Genomic DNA, 19,318 nt, shown 5'->3' with positions numbered 1-19,318 from the left:
GGCACGACATCGTCGAGACCTTCGACCGCGGCAGACGGTCCGGAGCCTCACTTCCCGATCAGATTTGGCAGCGCGTGCGTAAACCAGGGGACATAGGCGATGAGCAGCACGCCGAGACAGAGCACAACGAGGTACGGCACCATCGATCGCGACGCCTGGTCGATGTCCGCGCGTACGACAGCGCAAGCGATATAGAAGCCGATGCCGACAGGCGGCATGAAGACGCCTACGCCGATCGACAGGATGATTACCATCGCATAATGAATGGAATCGATGCCGAGTTGATTGGCGATCGGCATCAGGACGGGTGCGAGGATGATGATCGCCGGCAACCCCTCCAGCAAGGCCCCGACGATGATGATCAGGGCGATCGAACCCAGGAGAAACAGCAACTTGCTGTTGCCGAGCAGCGCGACGACCTGGCTCAGATGCGCGTTCAGCCCGGCGGCGGTCAACACCCAGCCGAATGCGCCCGCGGCCGCGACGATGAACAGAACCATCCCTGTCAGCCGTCCGGCTTCAATCAGGATTCTGGCGCATGCCCTGAGCGTGAGCGCGCGATAGAACACGGATGCGAGGACAAGCCCATACAGCACGGCGATCGAGGACACTTCGGTCGGTGTGGCGAAGCCGAACTTGATGCCGAGGATCATGATGACCGGCATGCCGAGCGGCAGCAACGCGTCCGTGCCGGCCCTGGCTCGCTCTCCGGCGGTCGCTTTGGGATTGGCGGACAAACCGCTGTTGCGGGCGGAAACATAGATCAGCAGCATGAGCATCACGGCAATCACTGCCGCGGGTATCAGACCGGCGACGAACAGCGTGCCGATCGAAACCGGTGTCACCGTTCCGAGGATCAGCATCGCGATGCTCGGCGGGATCGTCTCGGACATTGCGGCCGATGCCGCCAGCGCCGCGGCGGATTCCTGGGGCTTGTAGCCCGTTCTTTCAAGCTCTCGCCGCATGACGGATCCTACGGCGACCACGTCGGCCGCTTTCGATCCGGAGATACCCGACACGAGATAGGTCGTGATCACCACCACCTGGAGCAGACCGCCACGGAAATGGCCGACCAGCGACATCGCAAAGCGCACGAAGCGCACGCTGATTCCGCCCTGATCCATGATACCGCCGGCGAGGATGAAGAACGGTAACGCCAGCAGGATGAAGTTGCTGTTGGCGTCGATCATGCTCTGCGCGATCGCGACCAGTGGAATGTCGTTGGCCAGGAGGTAGATCAGCGAGCCCGCCATCAGTGCGAAGCCGATCGGCATGCCGATGCCGATCATGGCGAACAGCACGATCAAGAGCGCCACCAGCGAATATCGCGAGCTGAAAGTCTGTGTGAAGAGGCTGGCATCGGCGAACAGGCAGCCGGCAAGCACGGTAGCGGCGGCAAGCGCGACCAGGAGCGGTCGCCCGCGCTTTGCCAAGAGCCGCTCGGCGGCGGTCAGGGCGATCAGCAGCAGCCCGAGCCCGAGCGGCACGACCAGGGTGGCGGTCGGCCAACCCGTGATCGGCAGATGCTCGTCGAGACGGACCATGAACAGCGAGGCGCTGCCCCGGAGGATGGATATCGCCGTCACCAGCACCCCAAGGTCGACCACGCAGCCCAGGACCTGTCGCCAGTGCGGGGTCAAACGCTTTGTGATGACCTCGATCGAGGCATGTTCGGCGCGCCGATAGGCGATGGCGCCGCCCATGAAGGCAATCACGCTCAGCGACAATTTTGCGGTTTCGTCCACCGACAGGATGGAGAACGGCGTCACCTCGCGAATCAGCACGGAGAGCAGCGTGATGGCCAGCTGCAACGCCAGCGCGATCGCCACCATGATCTCGGCGATGGCACCGAGACCAAAGCGCGACAGAGCGTGGCTGTGCCCTGAAGCCGGAACATCACAGACCTGCTCGGTCATCCCTCGGCGGCTTTCAGCAGTTTGTCGATGAGCTGCTCGCCCATCGACGTGCGGAACTGAGCGAACACGGGCTCGACCTTTTGCCTGAACGGCGCGTAGTCGACGGGGTTGAACTGGATGCCGGCATCTTGGCAGGTTTTCTTGGCCGCGGCGGAGGCCTCGACGATCGACTTGCGGGTGTCGTTGCCGAACCGCAGCGCTTCCTCACGCAGGACCTTCAGGTGCGTCGGATCGAGCTTGTCGAGCTTGAACTTCGAGCCGAGCAGCGCCATCGCGTTGTAGGTGTGATTGGTTTCGGAAACGAATTTCGTCACCTCGTGCAGCTTGGTCGCGACGACGGAGAGCAGCGGGAATTCGTAGCCGTCGATCGTGTTCTGCGTCAGCGCCAGATACATCTCGGAAACGTCGAGCGACACGGGCTGGGCGTTGAATGCCTTGGCCATCGCGACGAAGACCGGGCTTTGCTGGATCCTGAACTTCATCCCGGAAAGGTCGTCGGGAGCTCGCACGACCTTTCTGGTGGTCTCCACCACCCGCCAGCCATTGGTGCTCCAGGCCAGGCCATAGACATTCTTCGGCGCGAGGCTGGCGAAGATCATCTGGCCGATCTCGCCATCGGTCACCCTTTCGCCGCTGCGCGCGTCGCGGAACAGGAACGGCAGATCGAGCACCTGCATCATTGGGAAGATGGAGGAGAGGAATCCCGCGGTGTGGTACACGAGATCGACCGTCCCGGTCGCAACGCCGGTCGCGATGCTGACACTGGAGCCAAGCTGTCCGCCGGCGAAGATATCGATCTTGACAGCGCCATTGGTGCGTTCGCCTACCCGGCCCGCAAAGGCTTCCGCCATCTTGTGGTTGGGATGGAGGTTGCTGTCGGGATGAGCGAATTTCAGGGTGACCGCCCCCTGCCCCCGCGCGATGTTCGGCGCGAAAAGACCAAGGGCCGGCGCGCCGATGCCCGCGAGCAGCGTCGTCTTCACGAACGCTCTCCGAGTGTGATTCATTGTCACGATCTCCTCCCTGCTCGTAACGATACTCGTTGGAACGCGGCCAACTCGCGTGGCCGTTGCCGTTCAGTTCAGCAAATTTTCGCGGAACGTCTCGCCCTCATATGCGGTGCGGAACACACCTCGTTTCTGCAGAATTGGGATCACCTGGTCAACGAATTCCTCGACGCTGGAGGGCGTGGTCGTCGGCGTGATATTGAAACCGTGGCACCCGGTCTCCCGCCAGATCGTCTCGAGCTGATCGGCAACCTGCTCCGGTGTTCCGATCAGTTGCGGCATGCCGACCGCAAGGCCCCAGCGTACCGCCGCCTCGCGCAGCGTGAAGCGGCGATTCTCGAACGAGGCCGACATGGCCTTCATCAGACCCTGCGATGCCTGCGTCTTCTGCTCCTCGAGCGGCAGATCGAGCTCGACTTGGCTGAAATCCACCCCGAGCGAACCGGACAAGCGGCTCAGCGCGGCCTCAAGCGGAATGCGCGCGGCGAATTCGTCGAGCCGGCGCCTCGCCTCCGCCTCGGAGCTTCCGAGAATCGGCTGCACGCCGAACGTCACCTTGGGCGCGGCCGCGCTCCCCGATGCTGCGCCGAGCTCCTGCATGAAGGTTTTCATGCCGCCCAGATGCGGTTGAATGGAGAACACCACGTCGGCGTGCTTCTGCGCGAAGCGCTGGCCGCGGCCGGAGGATCCGGCCTGGAACAGCACCGGATGGCCCTGCCGCGACGGCAAAGCCGGCGGCACCGTATGGCAGCGGAAATACTCGCCCTCGTGATTGATGATGTCCACCTTGGCCGGATCAGCATAGACGCCTGTCGTCCTGTCGGCCTGGACCGCGCCCTCGCGCACCCCGCTCCAGAGCGCACGACAGACTTCCATATATTCATCGGCGCGATCGTAGCGCTGGTCGTGATCGAGTTGATTGAGACCGAGTGCACGGTACTCGCCGCGCAGATGGCCAGTGACGATGTTCCAGCCGACCCGACCGCCGCTCATATAGTCGAGCGTCGAGAGCGAGCGGACCGCCTGATAGGGATGATTGGCCGAAATGGAGAGCGTCACCGCAAGGCCGAGCCGATCGGTGGCGGCGGCGAGTGCACTCAGCAGAACGACCGGATCGTGCGGCGGCCAGCACACGCCGTAGCGCACCGCCTCGTCGGAACGCTCCTTGTAGCGGTCGAACACACCCGGCGTATCCGCGAAGAACAGCCCATCGAACAGGCCGCGCTCATAGGTCTGCGCAAGCCTCTGCCAGCGCTTCAGGCTTCCCATCGCCTCGAGACGCTGATCGGCGGGATCCGACCAGCTCAGGATCGTGTGATTGATAGGCGAGTTGATCAGAAACCCGATCAAGTGCATGCCGCCACGCATGAAGTCGCTCCCTCCGAAAAGCCGAGCCGCATCGCGCTGGCGCGACGCCCCGGTTTTTCCTTGCGTTCTCATTTCGGAACGTTATCCTTATATAAGAATAGATAGCCAATCACCACGGCTGTCAAGCCGGTTGCGCTCACGTGTCGTCACGGAATGCGCGGCTTAACGAGACGCGGATTAACTCCGCGCACGGGAGAACTCGACGATGTATGCAGCACCGCCAAGCGTGGAGGCGCGCGTCTTCACTGCAATCCCCGAGCATCTGTTCAAGAGCGGCCAGCGCTCGGAATGGGCTGAGGTGCAGTTTCACGGCGCACCGACGCCGACCTTTCTCGAAGGCCCATCCTTTGACCGCAATGACGATCTCTGGGTCGTCGACATTCCTTGGGGCCGCCTGTTGCGCATCACGCCGAACGGTGAGGTCAGTGTTGGCGCGGAGTACGACGGTGAGCCGAACGGCCTGAAGTTTCACAGGGACGGGCGCGGCTTCATCACCGACCACAAGCAGGGCATCATGGTGTTCGACCCGGCCACGGGTCGCGTCGAGCCCTTCCTGGAGCGCTCGCTGTTGCAGCGATTCAAGGGCGTCAATGATCTCGTGTTCGCCTCGAACGGCGACATGTACTTCACCGATCAGGGGCAGACCGGATTGCATGATCCGAGCGGCCGCCTCTATCGATTGCGACCCAGTGGCCAGCTCGATTGCGTGCTCGACCGGATTCCGAGCCCGAATGGCCTCGTGCTCAACAAGGCCGAGACGATGCTGTTTCTGGCGGTGACGCGCGCCAATGCGATCTGGCGGGTGCCGCTGATGCGCGACGGCACCGCAAGCAAGGTTGGCACCTTCATCCAGCTTTCCGGAGGTGGCGGCCCCGATGGCCTTGCGATCGACGAGGACGACAATATCGCGATCTGTCACGTCGGCCTCGGCGCCACCTGGCTGTTCAGCGCGCTCGGAGAACCGATGCTGCGCATCAAGTCTCCGAAGGGACTTCTCACCACCAATTGCGCCTATGGCGGTCCGGATCGGCGGACACTCTTCATCACGGAATCGAAGAGCGGTACGATCCTCGCAGCGGAAATGCCGGTGGCGGGACGGCCGATGTACTCCCACGCTGCGTGATCAGGATATTCGCAGCAACCTCCGAGCGACTGACCAGAAGGCCGAGTGCACGCCATGCAGCAGTTCTCCCCGACCATCGCGGCCGTCGACAGCGGCGATCCCAAGGCAGATCCGGCCGCGTTTCGGCGCTGCCTCGGCCAATTCGGGACCGGCGTGACCGTCGTCACCGCCGCTCACGGTGACGAGCTCGTCGGAATGACGGCGAACTCGTTCTCCTCGGTCTCGCTCGATCCACCGCTCGTGCTGTGGTCGGCCAAGCGAACGAGCCAGAGCTTCCCGACCTTCAAGGTCGCCACGCATTTCGCCGTAAACATTCTATCCAGCGACCAGATCGCTCTCTCAAATCATTTTGGCCGCTCGGGCGGCGACAAGTTCGGGGGCGTCTCCTGGAAGCGCGGCATCGGCGGCGCACCGCTGCTCGAGGGAACGCTGTGCAGCTTCGAATGCCGCAAGGCGGCCGAATATCCCGGCGGCGATCATCTGATCATGCTGGGTGAAGTCGAACGCTTCGTGCGCCACGACCGCGGCCCGCTACTGTTTGCGCAAGGACGCTATTGCATGGCCGCCGACTTCGCCGATCCCACCGACCTGTCGAAGGCGACCGGACAGGCGCACGCCGGCGGCCCGATGAATGAGTTCATGACGGCGCTGATGTATCGTGCCCATGGCGTGCTCTCGGCAGCGCTCGACGAGGGTCGCCATGCCGAAGGTCTCAGCGTCCTGCAGAGCCGGTTGATGGCCGCGATCGAAACGTTGCCGGGACGCACGCTCGCGAGCTTGCTGCCTGAATTGTTTCTCGGGCTCAACGCCGCGGAGAGCACCGTGAACGAGCTAGTGCGCATGGGCCTCGTCGAGGCCGACGCTAGCGGCGGCTTGACACTCACGGCCATGGGACGCGACCGCAACCACGCACTACACGCGCGCGCCCGCGCAATCGAGGCAAAGGAACTGTCCGGCATTTCGCCCGGCGAGATCGCGAGTTGCCGGCACGTTCTCGACAAGCTCGTTCGCCGCGCACCGACGGCATAGTAAGAACCAAGGCCGACGACGAAGGAACAATGGTAATGAAGAAACGTATCGCAATCGTCGGCGCCGGCGCTGTCGGCAGCTATCTCGGCGGCCATTTGGCGCGCACCGGCAACGACGTCACGCTGATCGATCCCTGGCCCGAGCACATCGAGACGATCCGCCAACGCGGGCTGCATCTGTCCGGCATGAGGGATGAGGAAACCTGCATCGTTTCGGTCCCGACGATGCACCTCACCGAGGTGCAGAGCCTTTCGAGGCAGCGGCCGATCGATATCGCGATCATCTCCAGCAAATCCTACGATACCGAATGGTGCACGACCCTCATCAGGCCGTATCTCTCGCCGCAGGGCTACGTCGTCTCGGCGCAGAATTCGATCAACGAGGAGATCATCGCCGGCGTCGTCGGATGGGGACGCACGGTCGGCTGCATCGTCGGCAATAATTTCGCCGTCGATCTCTATGAACCGGGCTGCGTCCGTCGCACCATGCCGCGCGACTTCGAGACCAAATCGATTCTCGTCGGTGAGGTCCATGGGCGCGTGACGCCGCGCGTGAAGGAGCTGCACGCCCTGTTTACCCCGATCGACGGCTCTGGCGTCACTACCAATCTGTGGGGCGTGCGCTGGTCGAAGCTCTGCGTCAACGGCATGCGCAACGGCGTCAGCGCCGCGACCGGCATGAGCGGAAACGAACGCGACGCCCATCCCGTGATCCGCCGCCTCGTCATCCGCCTCGGCGGCGAAGCGATCCGGACCGGCCAGTCGCTCGGCCTCGACCTCGAGCACATCACGGGCATCGAGCCGAACCTGCTACGCTCGGCATCCGAAGGCGACGCCACGGCGCTGGCCGAGGTCGAGCGGCACATGCAGAAGGGAACCGGTTCGCAGGCGCGCAGCAATTTGCAGCGTCCCTCGATGGCACAGGATATCCAGAAGGGGCGGCGCACCGAGATCGGTGAGATCAACGGCTTCATCGTCCGCAAGGCGAAGGAGGCCGGCTGCGCAGCGCCGGCGCATGAGCGGATCGTCGATATCGTCCGCAAGGTCGAACGCGGCGAGGTTACCCCGCGCCCGGAGCTGCTGTTCGAGATTTGAGATAGAAAGCCGGGCGATGGAGACGATCAACATGCTGCTGCCGCCGCTCGAAGCGTGGGTCGCAACCATCTTCGCGCGGGCCGGACTCGGCGAAGATGACGCGAGGCTGGCAGCCCGTCGTCTGCTGCTCGCCGACATCACGGGCGTACGGACCCATGGCATCGCGCGTCTGCCCTCGTATTGGCGCCAGCTCGCGCGCCGCGGCTTGAACCCGAGGCCGGATATCAAATGCGGCTGGCATGGCACGGTGTTGGTAATCGACGCCGATCTTGGGCTTGGACAAATCGTTGGCCCCAAGGCGTTGGCACTGGCGATGGATGCGCTTGGCCCGACCCGACCGTTCGTCCCCTTTTTGATCCGCAACGCCGGACATCTTGGCGCAGTCGGCTCGCATCTGCTCGACGTCGCCGAAAGCGGCAGGGTCGGCTTCCTGTCGCAGGTGACCCAGCCGGTGATGGCTCCCGGGGGCGCAACGCGGCCGGCAATCGGTAACAATCCCATTGCATTTGCAGCGCCGAGGCCGGACGGACCACCGCTGCTGATCGACTTCGCGATGAGCAATGTCGCGCGCGGCAAGATCCACGTCGCCCTACGCGATGGCCTGCCGATCCCGGAAGGCTGGGCGATCGACGCGGAGGGCCGGCCGACGACCGACCCGACCGCGGCGCTCGCCGGCTCGATCCTACCGGCCGCCGGTCACAAGGGACTCGCGCTGGCGATGATCGTGGAAGTGCTTGCGGGAGTGCTGACCGGGGCAAGGCCCCTGTTGTCGGAAGGCGGCGCCCCGGGCGGCGTCGGCGCCTTCGGCTTCGTGTTCGATCCGGCGGCGCTCATCGGCAAAGATGCTTTCGATCAGAACATGCAGGCTTGGACGCAGCGCTATCTCGCAGCGGTCGGAGGAAATGGCCGCATTCCCGGCGAGCGCGCGGCAGAACTGCGCGCGCAAGCGGACCAGGTCGGGATCGCGATCGAGCGCAATCTCTTCGAACAACTTGCCGAACTCGGTCGAGAAGGCGGAGCGGTACTTCCAGCTTAGTTCAATCGTTCGCAGGTGAGCTCCGAGGTGCGGTTTGTGGTGGCCGTCTCGTGCGCTGGCGGCGCCGGTGGGAGGACGCGACCGATGAGGGACGTGGCGGTCGTTACGGGCGCAGGGCGTGGAATCGGTCGTGCAATCGCCGACGCGCTCGGTAAGGCCAATTTCACCGTCGCCCACGTGAGTCCCGAGGATCTGGAGCAGGAGCCAATTCCGGCTCCCGACCGGTATTATAGATACGATGTTTTCCGAGATCGGGAAACGATGCGTTGCTGGCCCGGATTGCGGGAGAGCTCGGCGAGCCACCTGCCTGGTCAACAATGCTAGCGTAAGCTCACTGCAGCACTGCAGCGCGGGGATATCCTCGACCTTGAGCCGGAAAGCTACGATCGGACGCTGGACATCAACCTTCGTGCCGGCTTTTTCCTCACACAGTGTTTTGCGAGGAGGTGCCTGGGCCTCGTCGAAAGGCGCCCGGGATCGGTGATCTTCATCGGCTCGGCGAATGCAGAGATCATCGGCGAAAACAGGGCCGACTGTTGTATCAGCAAGGCGGGCGTTGGAATGACACCCGGCCTGACGTCGTAGATGGTGATAGGCTCGGAAGCCAGTCGTGAGGCGAACAGCTTCGTCATCATTCGCACCGAGATGACAGCCGCGGCGAAGGATCGTTATGACGATTTGATCGCCACCGGCGGCATTCCAATGGCGCGCTGGGGCCTGAAGAGATCGGCCGGGCCGTGACCCTCCCTGTTCGCGGAGAGATCCCTTATGCGATCGGCATTCATATCGACGTTGGCGGTGGCCAACAGCTCTCCCGCCTTTGAACTTGAGCTTGCAGTCTTGCGTCCGGTCGAGTTCAGAGCAGAGCGCGTCAGGCGTCAGCGATTCGCGAGGCGATATCCTCGAGCGGACGCCGGCTGAAATCCTTCGCGAGCTGGATTTTGAGCAGTCCGAGCTTCGCAGTCTTCGAGTGCTGATTTGATGGTCGGTGGTGCCAAGAAGCCTATGTCTCGCCCCAGCCGGGCGGGAGCGGCTGGTCCAACCCCGCAGGCAGCTCGGTTCCCGCGCCACCCAAGTGGGTGATGGTCTAGCGGGGTAGTTCGGCGATCTCACCGCCGCGGTCTCCCGGGCTCACTCTATGTCTGGGCGCAAGTCACATCGTTGCGCGAGTTCCTGCCGCATCGGGCCGCAACGCCTCGCTCAGGGGAAGCCATGGCCGCTTGCTAGTCGGTCAATCAATCTATCTAACATCTTGTCGCAGCGGTCAATCTGGTCAATTTCGATAAACTCATCCGGCTTGTGACCCTGCTGCATCGACCCCGGTCCGCAAACGATCGTTGGAACCCCCAGTCTCTGCAAAAACAGGCCGGCTTCCGTTCCGAATGGCACCTTCACCACGTTGGCGTCACCGGTGAGAGACTTGACAAGATGGACGACCGGGGCGTCGCAGGCGATATTGAGCCCGGGATAACTGTTGACTACATCAATATTTATAGCGGCTTCGGACGCGATGGTCCTTGCGCCATTGGCGATTTCACTCGCTCTAGTTCGCAGCCTACTCAATATCTCCTCAGGTATCTCCGCTGCGACATTCCTGATCTCGAACTCTAACTCGCATCGGCTCGGCACAATATTGAGCATTCCCCCCGATTTAATCGTGCCGACGTGAAGCGTTGTATACGGAATTTCGTAGCTCGCATCCCGCGCGCCCTCGTCGCACAACTTAGCTTGCTCTCTGCGGATGGCTTCGACAAATTCGCAACCCAAATGGATCGCGTTTATCCCGGTAGGCGCCAATGCGGAATGGCATTCCCGGCCAACGCAAGTAACGCGAGCCGCAACCTTGCCTTTGTGTCCGATTGCAACGTTCATATTTGTTGGCTCACCAACGATACAGAAAGATTGCCGTTGCAGCTCATTCACCATCGAGTCAAGCAGACCTCGCACTCCTACACAGCCAATCTCTTCATCATATGATAGTGCCAGGTAGAGAGGCGCATTTAAGCGTGTCTTCGACGCCTTAAGCGCGGCGGAAATGGCACAGCCCACAAAGCCTTTCATGTCTGCAGTTCCACGACCATACAGCTTACCGTCTTGTCGTGTGGCGCTAAATGGCGGTTTGGTCCAGCTCTGATCATCGGCCGTAACGACGTCCGTATGACCTGAGAGAATTGCGCCTGGCCGATCATCGGGTCCGATCGTAGCCAGCAAACTCGCTTTTCGCCCGTCCTGCGAATAGACAAGACGGCAGGTCACGCCGTTTTCGCGAAGCAGCTGAACGACAAAGTCAATCAAATTGAGGTTTGATTCCTGGCTGACGGTCGGAAACGCAACCAACCTCTGAATAATGGCGATGCTGTCCATCTGTATTTTGCTCAGTTTTCCAGTTCTTCTGAGGTTCGTAGCGTTCGCTCGTCGCCAGACTACAGCGTCATCATGGTTGTCCGAGACAGCATCAGATCTCCGCTATGAAAGGTCGATACAAAATTAACCCCAATCTGCCCGACATTTGCCAATGCCCACAATTCAGGGGTCTTCTGTCAACATCCGCGGGTTTGCGTAGACTGCTGACTTGAAGCGTATAGCTCAATCTACTCTGTGCTCTGGCACCGCGTCATGAAGACGATCAAGGGAGCGGTGCGGCCAATGGCGAGCGCTCGTCGGAGCGCTATTCGTCACCCGGGACGCCGAACGAAGGAGCCGCTCGTGGATCAAGCGCGCGCTTCACGTAGGCGTTAAGTTGGGGTTTGTAGACCTTCCAGGCAGAAACGAGCAGTTCGATCGGACACTCTTGTGTCCAGTCGCAGCGCAGGTCCACGACTGGCCAACTGACTTGGTCAACAAGCTTCATGCCGGCTGAGTGTAACGGACCGGCCTCCCCGCCGGCGGCCAACCCGGCTCTTAGTGACGCAATCAGGCGGTCACCAAGATGCCCTGACGAACCAATGAATGCATCGACAATTGCGTGCGGTACTCCGTCATTTGCTAGGAGATTGCCGCCGGCCGCGACATTTTCTCCGCTCGTCTGAGCCCATATGCCTAGTGAATTGGGCCCTGAATAAACAGCGGCATTTCCGTCGCGGTCAACTGCCAGTAGCTGGCGATACTCGATAAATCGACTACGTTGTTTCACTTCTTCGACGGCTTCCCACGCGGACATGCCGCTCTCCATCGCATCCAAGGCCAATGGTCCTAGCGAGGGATCAGTTACGTTCTGCGAAGCGACCGCGCCGACACCAGCTCGCGCGAATGAACACCTTGAAGCGACAGCCGGAGATGAAGACGAAATCGCTACGCCGAACATTCCAGTCTGGTCGCACCGAGCAACTAGGGAAAACGTCATACGCTCACTCGGGTATCACCGCTGTGGCGTCGATTTCAACAAGCCACTCAGGTCGCGCCAACGCTTGGACAACAAGTCCTGTGGACACGGGATGCACGCCCTTTATGTACTGACCCATCGTTCGATAAACGGCCTCCCGATGCCGCACGTCGGTAAGGTAAACGACAACCTTGACCAAATGTTCAATCTTACCGCCACTTTCTTCGATGAGTTGCTTAATATTCTGCATCACCTTATGCGTCTGCTCGACAGGATCATGGCTGTCGATGTTGACGGCGTCATTCAAGCTCTGGGGGCACTGGCCCCGTAGCCAAATAATTTTTCCGCCGCTAGTCACCACTGCCTGACATAGATCATTGTCGAGCTTCTGCTCCGGATAAGTGTGTTTCGTATTGAATTTCCGAATCCGCCTATGAGCCACTTCTTGCTCCTTCTTACGTGTCAGCACCCGCAACCCCAACTGGTGAACTGTTTCGCCAAAAAACTTAGGGGCCTCCCGTCGCTTTTCGTGGATCAACTTTCTCCGATTTTACGACGTGATGTTCCAGGTAACGCCGCCGAGTAGAGATACGATCAGCAATATATTTAGCGTCATGCCAGACACCCCAGATAAAAGCGGACCCTCGCCTAGATTGCCAAGGCAAGCCCACAAAGTAGACGCCCGGCTCCGAGGATACCCCACGTTGGTGTTCGGGTTTTCCGGCCTCGTCGAAGGCCTTGACCTTAAGCCAGCTGTAGTCCGACGAAAAGCCCGTCGCCCAGATGATCGTATTCACGCCGGCAGTCTTTAGATTGAGCTCACGCTGCGGATTCATTAGGCAGTCCGGGTCCGGGAGTAACCTGCGCGCTTCAGGCTCCTCCGGAAGTGCAAGTCCATTCCGCCTAACGTATTCATCGGCCTCATCCAACAGAGTGAAGAGCGAGGCGTCACCCATCGCGACATTCTTCGCGAGATCACTGGCAAACGTTACGTTGCCTGCCTCGAACGCTTCAGTTGAGCCAACAAGCATCATTCCGTCTGCGGCGAGCTTCCTGAAGTCGACCGTGTATCCCCCACGGGCCCCACTGACGGAGATCGTTACGTGCTCGGTACCGCGAACTCTTGCTTCATTATCCCACTTTCCCAAGACGCCGAGCCACCAGCAGAAGTCGTAGCCGCGGTAGGAGCGCGGGGGGCGTTCGTGGGGGCCCACGGAGAGATAGACCTTCCGATCAGAGCGCAGAAGTTCGTCTGCGATCTGGCTTCCGGAAGATCCTGCGCCAACAACCAACACGGCCCCTCTAGGCAACTGCTCCGGGTTTCGGTAGTCGCTCGAGTGAATTTGGACGACTCCAATGTCCTGCGGTACTACTTGAGGTATTGTCGGAATCTGGAATGGACCGATCGCTGCAACTACGTTATTTGCCTCCAACGTCCCTTGCGAGGTTTCCACTCGAAAGCCCAATCGTCCCTCGTTCCGTTGTACGGCCGTAACCTCCACCCCACAGCGCACCGGCGCGGCAATCTTCTTTGCGTAGGCAACGAAATAGTCCGCGATCTCCTCCTTACCCGGGAACGCATCAGGGTGCGTCTGAAATGTTAGGCCGGGGAAACGGTCATGCCACGCGGGACCATTAGCCACCAGCGAGTCCCACCGGGCTGTTCGCCATCTCTCCGCGATCCGGTGCCTTTCCAAGACGACGTGAGGAATACCAGCCGAAGTCAGATGTTCACTCATAGCCAGCCCTGCCTGACCGGCTCCGATCACGATCGTATCTACTACTTCTAATGACATCTCTGTATCCATTTCTAATTCGATTGAGTGATCGCGTCGAACATGGAGGAAATCCGGTTCGAGAGTTTGGAGGCGAGCATGATCATGTGGGATTATGTCGGAGCGCTTAGGCCTGCATCTATGCGCCGCAGAAGCTGTTCTGAAACTGAGCGCGGAGTTGCAACATGATGGCATCATACCGCTATGGAATTAGCGACTATCCGTGCGCTTGATACAACCGCCATCCCATTCAGGTTGTGGCCATTGCGGCTCGCCGGCGCTAATAAGGCTCGATGTGAACCATTGCGGGTTCGGGCAAATACATCACGGAATCCGACCAGGCCGTCCCTCATGGAAATAGACCTCGCGTATTCTTGGCGCCCCGCACCCGCTCGACGCCTATGGCCATGGCCGCCGTGCGATTGAACACCTTGTCGCGGCTCGCCCTCGCCACCATCCGATCGAACGCTCGATCGAGAATCTGGTATTCGCGTCGTACTACTTCCTCCTCTTCCCAGAAGAGTTGTTGCAGATCCTGCACCCATTCGAAATAGCTCACCACTACCCCGCCGGAATTGCACAGAATATCCGGGATCAGGAAGATCTCATTCTGTCGCTGCGTAAGAACCAGATCGGCTTCCGGTGTCGTCGGCCCATTGGCCCCTTCAGCGACAATACGGCAACGCAGCTTCGTGGCGACAGCAGCGTCGATGACCCGCTCCATCGCGGCTGGCACAAGAACATCACAAGACAGCGTGAGGACTTCCTGCGGATCGAAGGCTAGTTCACTCGAATACCCCGAGAGACTGCCATGTGTTGCCGCATGTACCACGAGTTCTGGAATGTTGAGGCCGGAAGCGCAGTAGAGCGCGCCGGTGTGGTCGCTGACGGCGATCACTTTAACGCCCATATGGTGAAGCTCAAGTGCGGCGATCGAGCCGACATTTCCGAAGCCCTGCACAGCAGCCGTTGCATGGTTCAGATTGATGCCCTGTTCGTTCATCACGCGGCGCGTCAGATGCGCGACGCCCCGCCCTGTCGCCTCGCGGCGTCCCAATGTCCCTCCGGCGCTGACCGGTTTACCGGTAACGATCTCCGTCACGGTCCGGCCCTGATACATCGAATAGGTGTCCATAAACCACGCCATCACCTGCTCGTTGGTCCCCATATCGGGGGCCATGACATCAGTGTGAGGGCCAACGAAGGGGATCATCTCCTGCATGTAGCGGCGTGATAATGCCTCTAGTTCGCGCCTTGATAGATTCGATGGATCGACGCTGATGCCGCCCTTGGCGCCACCATAGGGCAAGCCGGTTAGGGCGCACTTCCAACTCATCCAGATCGCAAGCGCAGCAACCTCGCCGAGGTCCACACTAGCCGCGAAGCGCGTGCCGCCTTTCGTAGGTCCTAGCGTGAGGTGATGCTGAACTCGATACCCTTCAAAAACCGCCGTCGTGCCGTCGTCTCGATGAATAGGACAAGATACAGTGATCGCGCGCTTTGGTATTAACAAGCGCGCCCTCGCGTCCTGCGGCACAGACAGGTGATCAGCGATCACTTCGAACTGTTGTACGGCCATGTCAAAGACAGGTCCACTGTATGTGGTCACGTTTGCTCCATTGTACTCGATCGAAACCGGATCGGACGGCGGATAGCTACCATTCGAAGTATTCCCGCCGCTGTAAGAGGCAAGCAAGCCCCTTCAGCGAGGTCGTTATGCTGAATTTCAACGAGATTCGATGAGCTGAGCGCTCAAGGTAGGTCGAAATGCCCTTGGACGGATGCCTTGCGGAAAACAACGTTCCCTTGCTTTTAGACACCTGCTGTCGCTGGATAGGGAAAACAACAAGCACTACACGAGAGCGGAGACATCAATTGTGTACATTCGCCTCCGTCTCTCGTGATAGGAGTCGATGCAAACGCACTTCCCATCGCGGCTCCACCTTGGGTGAAGATCACACCGGTTCTCTTTAGCCAGAGTTGGATCAGTATAAAAGCTTCCGAGGTCGAGCCGGACTTCATTGTTGGCATCGAAAAGGAAGAGATCACGCAGGTTGGTCTCGGAATGCGGATACGTATCGCTCAAAAGCCAGCGCATATTCACAGGTGAATAGGACATGTGTCCGTTCTCTCTTAGGAGGCCGTCGCCAATAGTCTGGACTAAGCCATTGTGCGCGTCTTGGTAAACCTGATAGTTTATACGTCCGGCGTGAGGTCCCCAGACGACGATGCTGCTATCATCCCGCCATAACGGGTGAGAGATCTGGTATTCGGACTTTTCGTAGTCGTAGGTACCTACGGCCTTTGAATCGAACCGCCGAGCCAGCTGCGGCAATGGATGATCAGAGCATTCAAGGAGACGTAAGTTGCTTCCATCCGGATCCATTGTGATCAAGCGATGCAAGAAGCAGGTCTCGTCTTCAACACGCTCTGTCCATCGGTGAAGGAAGAGCACACGTGTTGATGACGGATTTATCTCAATATGGCTCACCCAATGAATTGCCTTATCCATGGATGGCTTATGAGCAAGCTCGTAAAGTTGGCGGTAACTGACAACGAGTGTCGAGTCGCCGCTTGCAATGTCGAGGCGCCAAATGCCATCATCGTCCGGTGCATTATCCAGTGGAAGCCGTCCCGCGAGTGCGCAGTAGCCGATCGTCTCATGCGTTTTGTAGAGACGTCGATAGTCAATGCACATCGCGAATTTGCTGTTCGCGGCTACGACGTAAATCGGGATATTGAGATCGCGAGTGCGCCCCGTATCCACGTCGGTAATCCGCGCACCGATGTTGGGATACGGGCCACCCGCGTCGTGCGACGTACGAATATTGTAGATTATGTTACGGCCAGGCATGCCGGTGAGCCATTGTAGTTGGCTCCCCATTTGCCAGTTCCAGGCTTGGGTTCGATCAACCAGCCGAAACTCACGCGCTTCATCAAAATAACCGACATTGCAGCCGCTATTTCTGCCAATGCGGAAGTTAGGTTCATCGACTTGGTGGCCTAGGATAAGGCGACCCTGCCCGTCCCACGGCGTCTTATTATAGTAACCAAAAAAGAAGTTGTAATCCTGACCACCAAGTCGTGTGATGCTGACTCTTTCGTTGATAGTTGAAGGGGACATTGCTCCTCACAGAGTCGTCGTGGTCGATTGCCCAAATGGCATGACGCCTAGTAGGCCTTATTGGTGATGAATCTGGTATTGAGATAGCCTTCAGTTGATTCTAGGCCACCCTCGGAACCGTACCCAGACTCTTTGACGCCGCCAAAGGGCGTTTCCGGCAAGGCAAGGCCCAGGTGGTTGATGCTGAGCATACCGACCTCAAGATTCTCCGCCAGGAACTGAGCGTTCGCCGATGATTCCGTGAAGGCATATCCGGCGAGCCCGAAGGGCAATCGGTTAGCCTCTGCAACAGCTTCATTTGGATTGTCAAAGCCGCTAATGAGCGCGATTGGGCAGAATGGCTCATCGTTCATGACTCGCATCGATGGATCGACATTCGCAAGTACTGTTGGCTGCCTGAATGTTCCGCGAGTAAATAAGCTCTCGCCGCCGCACATGAGCTTTGCGCCTCGCTGCCTCGCGTCGTCCACAAATTGATCGAAGAGTTTCCCTCTGCGTTCGTTCGCGAGGGGGCCCATCTGCGTTGTCGCATCCAGACCGTTGCCAACGACAAGCGATTGTGTCTTTTCAACAAAAGCTGCGACGAACTCATGATAAACATCGTTGTGTACCATAAACCGCGTCGGCGCGGCGCAGGTTTGACCGGCGTTGCGATACTTGCCTGAAACGAGCAGCGCCGCGGCTGAGGATATGTCGGCGTCTTTGAAGACAATCGCCGGCCCATGCCCGCCGAGTTCCATCGTCGTCCTCTTCATCTGCTCGCCCGAGAGCGCAGCTAGATGTTTTCCAACCGGAACAGAGCCGGTGAAGGAGATCTTCCGAATCGCCGGGTGGGCAATCAGGTGCCGCGATATTTCATCGGGAGTGCCGTATGCGAGCTGGACAACACCTGTTGGAATGCCAGCATCGACAAGTGACGTGATGATTGCCGCGGCAGATCGTGGCACCTCTTCCGAGGCCTTGACGATCACGGAGCATCCGGCAGCCAACGCTGGAGCAAGCTTCTTCGCGACTTGGCTCGCGGGGAAATTCCACGGGGTGAACGCAGCAACCGGGCCTACTGGAGCACGTACGACATATTGCGCAACGCCTGCTGCACGCGACGGTATCACGCGCCCATAGAGCCGCCTTCCCTCTTCAGCAGCCCATTCGAAGGCATCGGCGCAACTCGCGATCTCCGCTCGCGCTTCCAAAAGAGGCTTACCTTGCTCCAAGGTGAGAACATGGGCGATGGACTCTAGTCGATCGCGGAGCAGGCCAGCTGCCTTACGTAGCGTAACTCCGCGTTCCACCGCGGGCGTTCTCCGCCAAACATGGAACGCCTTCTCGGCGGACGCAGCTGCACGGTCGAGATCGGCCACCGTCGCCTTAGCGACGTGACCGATCTCCTCGTCAGTTGCTGGATTAAAGATCGGGATCGTTTGCTTCTCAGAGCCGGAGCACCATTCTCCGTCAATAAAGAGGAGCGTATTCTCATATTTCATGTGTTCCCCGCAAGTCATCCGTTATTAAAGCGTCCATTCAAATAGACCAGCGGAGACGCATCGTGGAGACCGATCTCGATGACATCGCCAACGATTATGACGTGATCGCCGCCATCAAAGCTGCTGTTCAGGTGACAGATAATATATGAGGCGACGTCCTGGATAATTGGTAATCGATTTAGACCTTCTCGATAGGAAATCGCCGAAAACTTATCTGTCCCCTTCTTTGCAAACGTCATCGCAATGCGCTCTTGGGATGAGGAGAGCATGTTGATGCAAAACCACCCTGTCGAAGTGATGGCGGGGAGCGAGTTCGACTTTCTGTCGATGCATATCAGGTATTGCAGGGGGCTGATCGATAGGCTGACGACGGCGCTCATCGTGGTGCCGAAAAGCGCTCCGTGACTATCGACTGCAGTTACGACGGCGATTCCAGAGGCCCACTTCCGCGACACTTCTCGAAATGTTTCGGGCGTCGCTGTGGCAATGGCGCGACCTGCATCGATCATCTAATGGACCCTCCTTTGAGGTACCAGCGAAAGCATGATAGCGGTGGCGAAGGACGGCCCCGTCCACAGCGAACAAAGACGTATCATTGCCATTGGCCTTCATCCAATTGAGATACTGAAGGCATGTATTCGGATCAGGCATAGTTGCACCAAACTCGCATGTTCCGCGCGCGGCGCGCAGCGCGCTGATTGCCATTGACCGTTGATTATACTCCTACCAACGCCACTCATCCGTGGTCACGGGCGCCTCAAATGCCAGCTGTGTTAGGCAGCCCGGTGGTCTCCAACGGTCACGATGACCAGGCGACGATGCTTCGGAGTCCCCTACGCAGAATCCGTTCATCCTCGAGCCAAGCCGCTCTCAAACCGCGACGGTAGCCATTCACTCCTCAGAAAAAAGGAGCGCCGACCTCTGAGGCTGGCGGCCGAGTTCGGGAGGGACGCACAGAAGGGCGTAACCGGTATGAGCTCCCACGTCTGCAGTGATCAGCCTGTGCGAGCGTAGCGGGTCGGCATCCAGTACTGACGCAT

Annotated in this window: 18 protein-coding genes; 7 read left to right on the top strand and 11 right to left on the bottom strand. The window is 59.6% G+C overall.

From position 1 onward, the window contains the following. Positions 1-47 precede the first annotated feature (47 nt). From L6639_RS37520 to L6639_RS37510, 3 genes are all read right to left on the bottom strand, one after another. Complete coding sequence (locus L6639_RS37520; RefSeq protein ID WP_128929553.1) at positions 48-1,916, bottom strand: TRAP transporter large permease subunit; 1,869 nt, start codon at positions 1,914-1,916, stop codon at positions 48-50. Continuing rightward, positions 1,913-2,899 (bottom strand): TRAP transporter substrate-binding protein, encoded by a 987-nt coding sequence (locus L6639_RS37515; protein WP_164934238.1) that lies wholly within the window; start codon positions 2,897-2,899, stop codon positions 1,913-1,915. Before L6639_RS37515 ends, L6639_RS37520 begins: the two co-directional genes overlap by 4 nt. A 93-nt stretch (positions 2,900-2,992) precedes the next feature. Next, positions 2,993-4,291, bottom strand: a complete 1,299-nt coding sequence (locus tag L6639_RS37510; protein WP_128929551.1) for an NtaA/DmoA family FMN-dependent monooxygenase — start codon at positions 4,289-4,291, stop codon at positions 2,993-2,995. 205 nt (positions 4,292-4,496) lie between these two features. Between L6639_RS37510 and L6639_RS37505 the strand changes: the two genes are divergently transcribed. The 7 genes from L6639_RS37505 to L6639_RS37485 all read left to right on the top strand — a co-directional run bounded on the left by L6639_RS37505 (position 4,497) and on the right by L6639_RS37485 (position 9,314). Then, positions 4,497-5,414 carry an SMP-30/gluconolactonase/LRE family protein gene (locus tag L6639_RS37505; protein WP_128929550.1) on the top strand — a complete coding sequence of 306 codons (918 nt, stop codon included), beginning with the start codon at positions 4,497-4,499 and terminating at the stop codon, positions 5,412-5,414. A gap of 54 nt (positions 5,415-5,468) precedes the next feature. Beyond that, the gene (locus L6639_RS37500) at positions 5,469-6,443 is read left to right on the top strand and encodes a flavin reductase (RefSeq protein ID WP_128929549.1); all 975 of its coding nucleotides are present in this window, start codon (positions 5,469-5,471) and stop codon (positions 6,441-6,443) included. A 35-nt stretch (positions 6,444-6,478) separates the two neighbouring features. Then, positions 6,479-7,537, top strand: coding sequence for a ketopantoate reductase family protein (locus tag L6639_RS37495; RefSeq protein ID WP_164934239.1), 1,059 nt, complete (start codon positions 6,479-6,481; stop codon positions 7,535-7,537). A gap of 16 nt (positions 7,538-7,553) precedes the next feature. Then, complete coding sequence (locus L6639_RS37490; protein ID WP_164939084.1) at positions 7,554-8,573, top strand: Ldh family oxidoreductase; 1,020 nt, start codon at positions 7,554-7,556, stop codon at positions 8,571-8,573. Positions 8,574-8,657: 84 nt separating this feature from the next. Then, entirely contained in the window at positions 8,658-8,897 is a 240-nt protein-coding gene (locus L6639_RS43590) for an SDR family NAD(P)-dependent oxidoreductase (RefSeq protein WP_128929546.1), read from the top strand. 18 nt (positions 8,898-8,915) lie between these two features. Continuing rightward, positions 8,916-9,158 carry an SDR family oxidoreductase gene (locus L6639_RS43585; RefSeq protein ID WP_128930146.1) on the top strand — a complete coding sequence of 81 codons (243 nt, stop codon included), beginning with the start codon at positions 8,916-8,918 and terminating at the stop codon, positions 9,156-9,158. Beyond that, positions 9,159-9,314 (top strand): hypothetical protein, encoded by a 156-nt coding sequence (locus L6639_RS37485; protein ID WP_164934241.1) that lies wholly within the window; start codon positions 9,159-9,161, stop codon positions 9,312-9,314. Positions 9,315-9,773: 459 nt separating this feature from the next. Here L6639_RS37485 and argE read toward each other — a convergent pair whose 3' ends face one another. From argE to L6639_RS37445, 8 genes are all read right to left on the bottom strand, one after another. After that, positions 9,774-10,937 (bottom strand): acetylornithine deacetylase, encoded by a 1,164-nt coding sequence (argE, locus tag L6639_RS37480; RefSeq protein ID WP_128955170.1) that lies wholly within the window; start codon positions 10,935-10,937, stop codon positions 9,774-9,776. Between the two features lie 304 nt (positions 10,938-11,241). Next, positions 11,242-11,916, bottom strand: coding sequence for a DUF1028 domain-containing protein (locus L6639_RS37475; RefSeq protein WP_128929544.1), 675 nt, complete (start codon positions 11,914-11,916; stop codon positions 11,242-11,244). Positions 11,917-11,920: 4 nt separating this feature from the next. Next, positions 11,921-12,337 (bottom strand): RidA family protein, encoded by a 417-nt coding sequence (locus L6639_RS37470; protein ID WP_128930145.1) that lies wholly within the window; start codon positions 12,335-12,337, stop codon positions 11,921-11,923. 64 nt (positions 12,338-12,401) lie between these two features. Continuing rightward, entirely contained in the window at positions 12,402-13,691 is a 1,290-nt protein-coding gene (locus L6639_RS37465) for a flavin-containing monooxygenase (protein WP_128930144.1), read from the bottom strand. A 328-nt stretch (positions 13,692-14,019) separates the two neighbouring features. Beyond that, positions 14,020-15,279, bottom strand: coding sequence for a Glu/Leu/Phe/Val family dehydrogenase (locus tag L6639_RS37460; RefSeq protein ID WP_128929543.1), 1,260 nt, complete (start codon positions 15,277-15,279; stop codon positions 14,020-14,022). A gap of 243 nt (positions 15,280-15,522) precedes the next feature. Beyond that, entirely contained in the window at positions 15,523-16,794 is a 1,272-nt protein-coding gene (locus L6639_RS37455; RefSeq protein ID WP_128929542.1) for a hypothetical protein, read from the bottom strand. Positions 16,795-16,841: 47 nt separating this feature from the next. Then, positions 16,842-18,278: an NAD-dependent succinate-semialdehyde dehydrogenase gene (locus tag L6639_RS37450; RefSeq protein WP_128955169.1), complete on the bottom strand. Its 1,437-nt coding sequence runs from the start codon at positions 18,276-18,278 to the stop codon at positions 16,842-16,844. Between the two features lie 14 nt (positions 18,279-18,292). Continuing rightward, complete coding sequence (locus tag L6639_RS37445) at positions 18,293-18,787, bottom strand: flavin reductase family protein (protein ID WP_128929540.1); 495 nt, start codon at positions 18,785-18,787, stop codon at positions 18,293-18,295. Positions 18,788-19,318: the final 531 nt, after the last annotated feature.

The sequence above is a fragment of the Bradyrhizobium zhengyangense genome (assembly GCF_022012555.1).
Lineage (GTDB): Bacteria > Pseudomonadota > Alphaproteobacteria > Rhizobiales > Xanthobacteraceae > Bradyrhizobium > Bradyrhizobium zhengyangense.
This window is presented reverse-complemented; position numbering and strand designations above follow the sequence as displayed.

Coding starts and splice junctions, on each gene's coding strand:
- L6639_RS37520 (WP_128929553.1), bottom strand. CDS start 1,916: ATGACCGAGCAGGTCTGTGATGTTCCGGCTTCAGGGCACAGCCACGCT.
- L6639_RS37510 (WP_128929551.1), bottom strand. CDS start 4,291: ATGCGTGGCGGCATGCACTTGATCGGGTTTCTGATCAACTCGCCTATC.
- L6639_RS37505 (WP_128929550.1), top strand. CDS start 4,497: ATGTATGCAGCACCGCCAAGCGTGGAGGCGCGCGTCTTCACTGCAATC.
- L6639_RS37500 (WP_128929549.1), top strand. CDS start 5,469: ATGCAGCAGTTCTCCCCGACCATCGCGGCCGTCGACAGCGGCGATCCC.
- L6639_RS37495 (WP_164934239.1), top strand. CDS start 6,479: ATGAAGAAACGTATCGCAATCGTCGGCGCCGGCGCTGTCGGCAGCTAT.
- L6639_RS37490 (WP_164939084.1), top strand. CDS start 7,554: ATGGAGACGATCAACATGCTGCTGCCGCCGCTCGAAGCGTGGGTCGCA.
- L6639_RS43590 (WP_128929546.1), top strand. CDS start 8,658: ATGAGGGACGTGGCGGTCGTTACGGGCGCAGGGCGTGGAATCGGTCGT.
- L6639_RS37485 (WP_164934241.1), top strand. CDS start 9,159: ATGGTGATAGGCTCGGAAGCCAGTCGTGAGGCGAACAGCTTCGTCATC.
- argE (WP_128955170.1), bottom strand. CDS start 10,937: ATGGACAGCATCGCCATTATTCAGAGGTTGGTTGCGTTTCCGACCGTC.
- L6639_RS37475 (WP_128929544.1), bottom strand. CDS start 11,916: ATGACGTTTTCCCTAGTTGCTCGGTGCGACCAGACTGGAATGTTCGGC.
- L6639_RS37465 (WP_128930144.1), bottom strand. CDS start 13,691: ATGTCATTAGAAGTAGTAGATACGATCGTGATCGGAGCCGGTCAGGCA.
- L6639_RS37455 (WP_128929542.1), bottom strand. CDS start 16,794: ATGTCCCCTTCAACTATCAACGAAAGAGTCAGCATCACACGACTTGGT.
- L6639_RS37450 (WP_128955169.1), bottom strand. CDS start 18,278: ATGAAATATGAGAATACGCTCCTCTTTATTGACGGAGAATGGTGCTCC.
- L6639_RS37445 (WP_128929540.1), bottom strand. CDS start 18,787: ATGATCGATGCAGGTCGCGCCATTGCCACAGCGACGCCCGAAACATTT.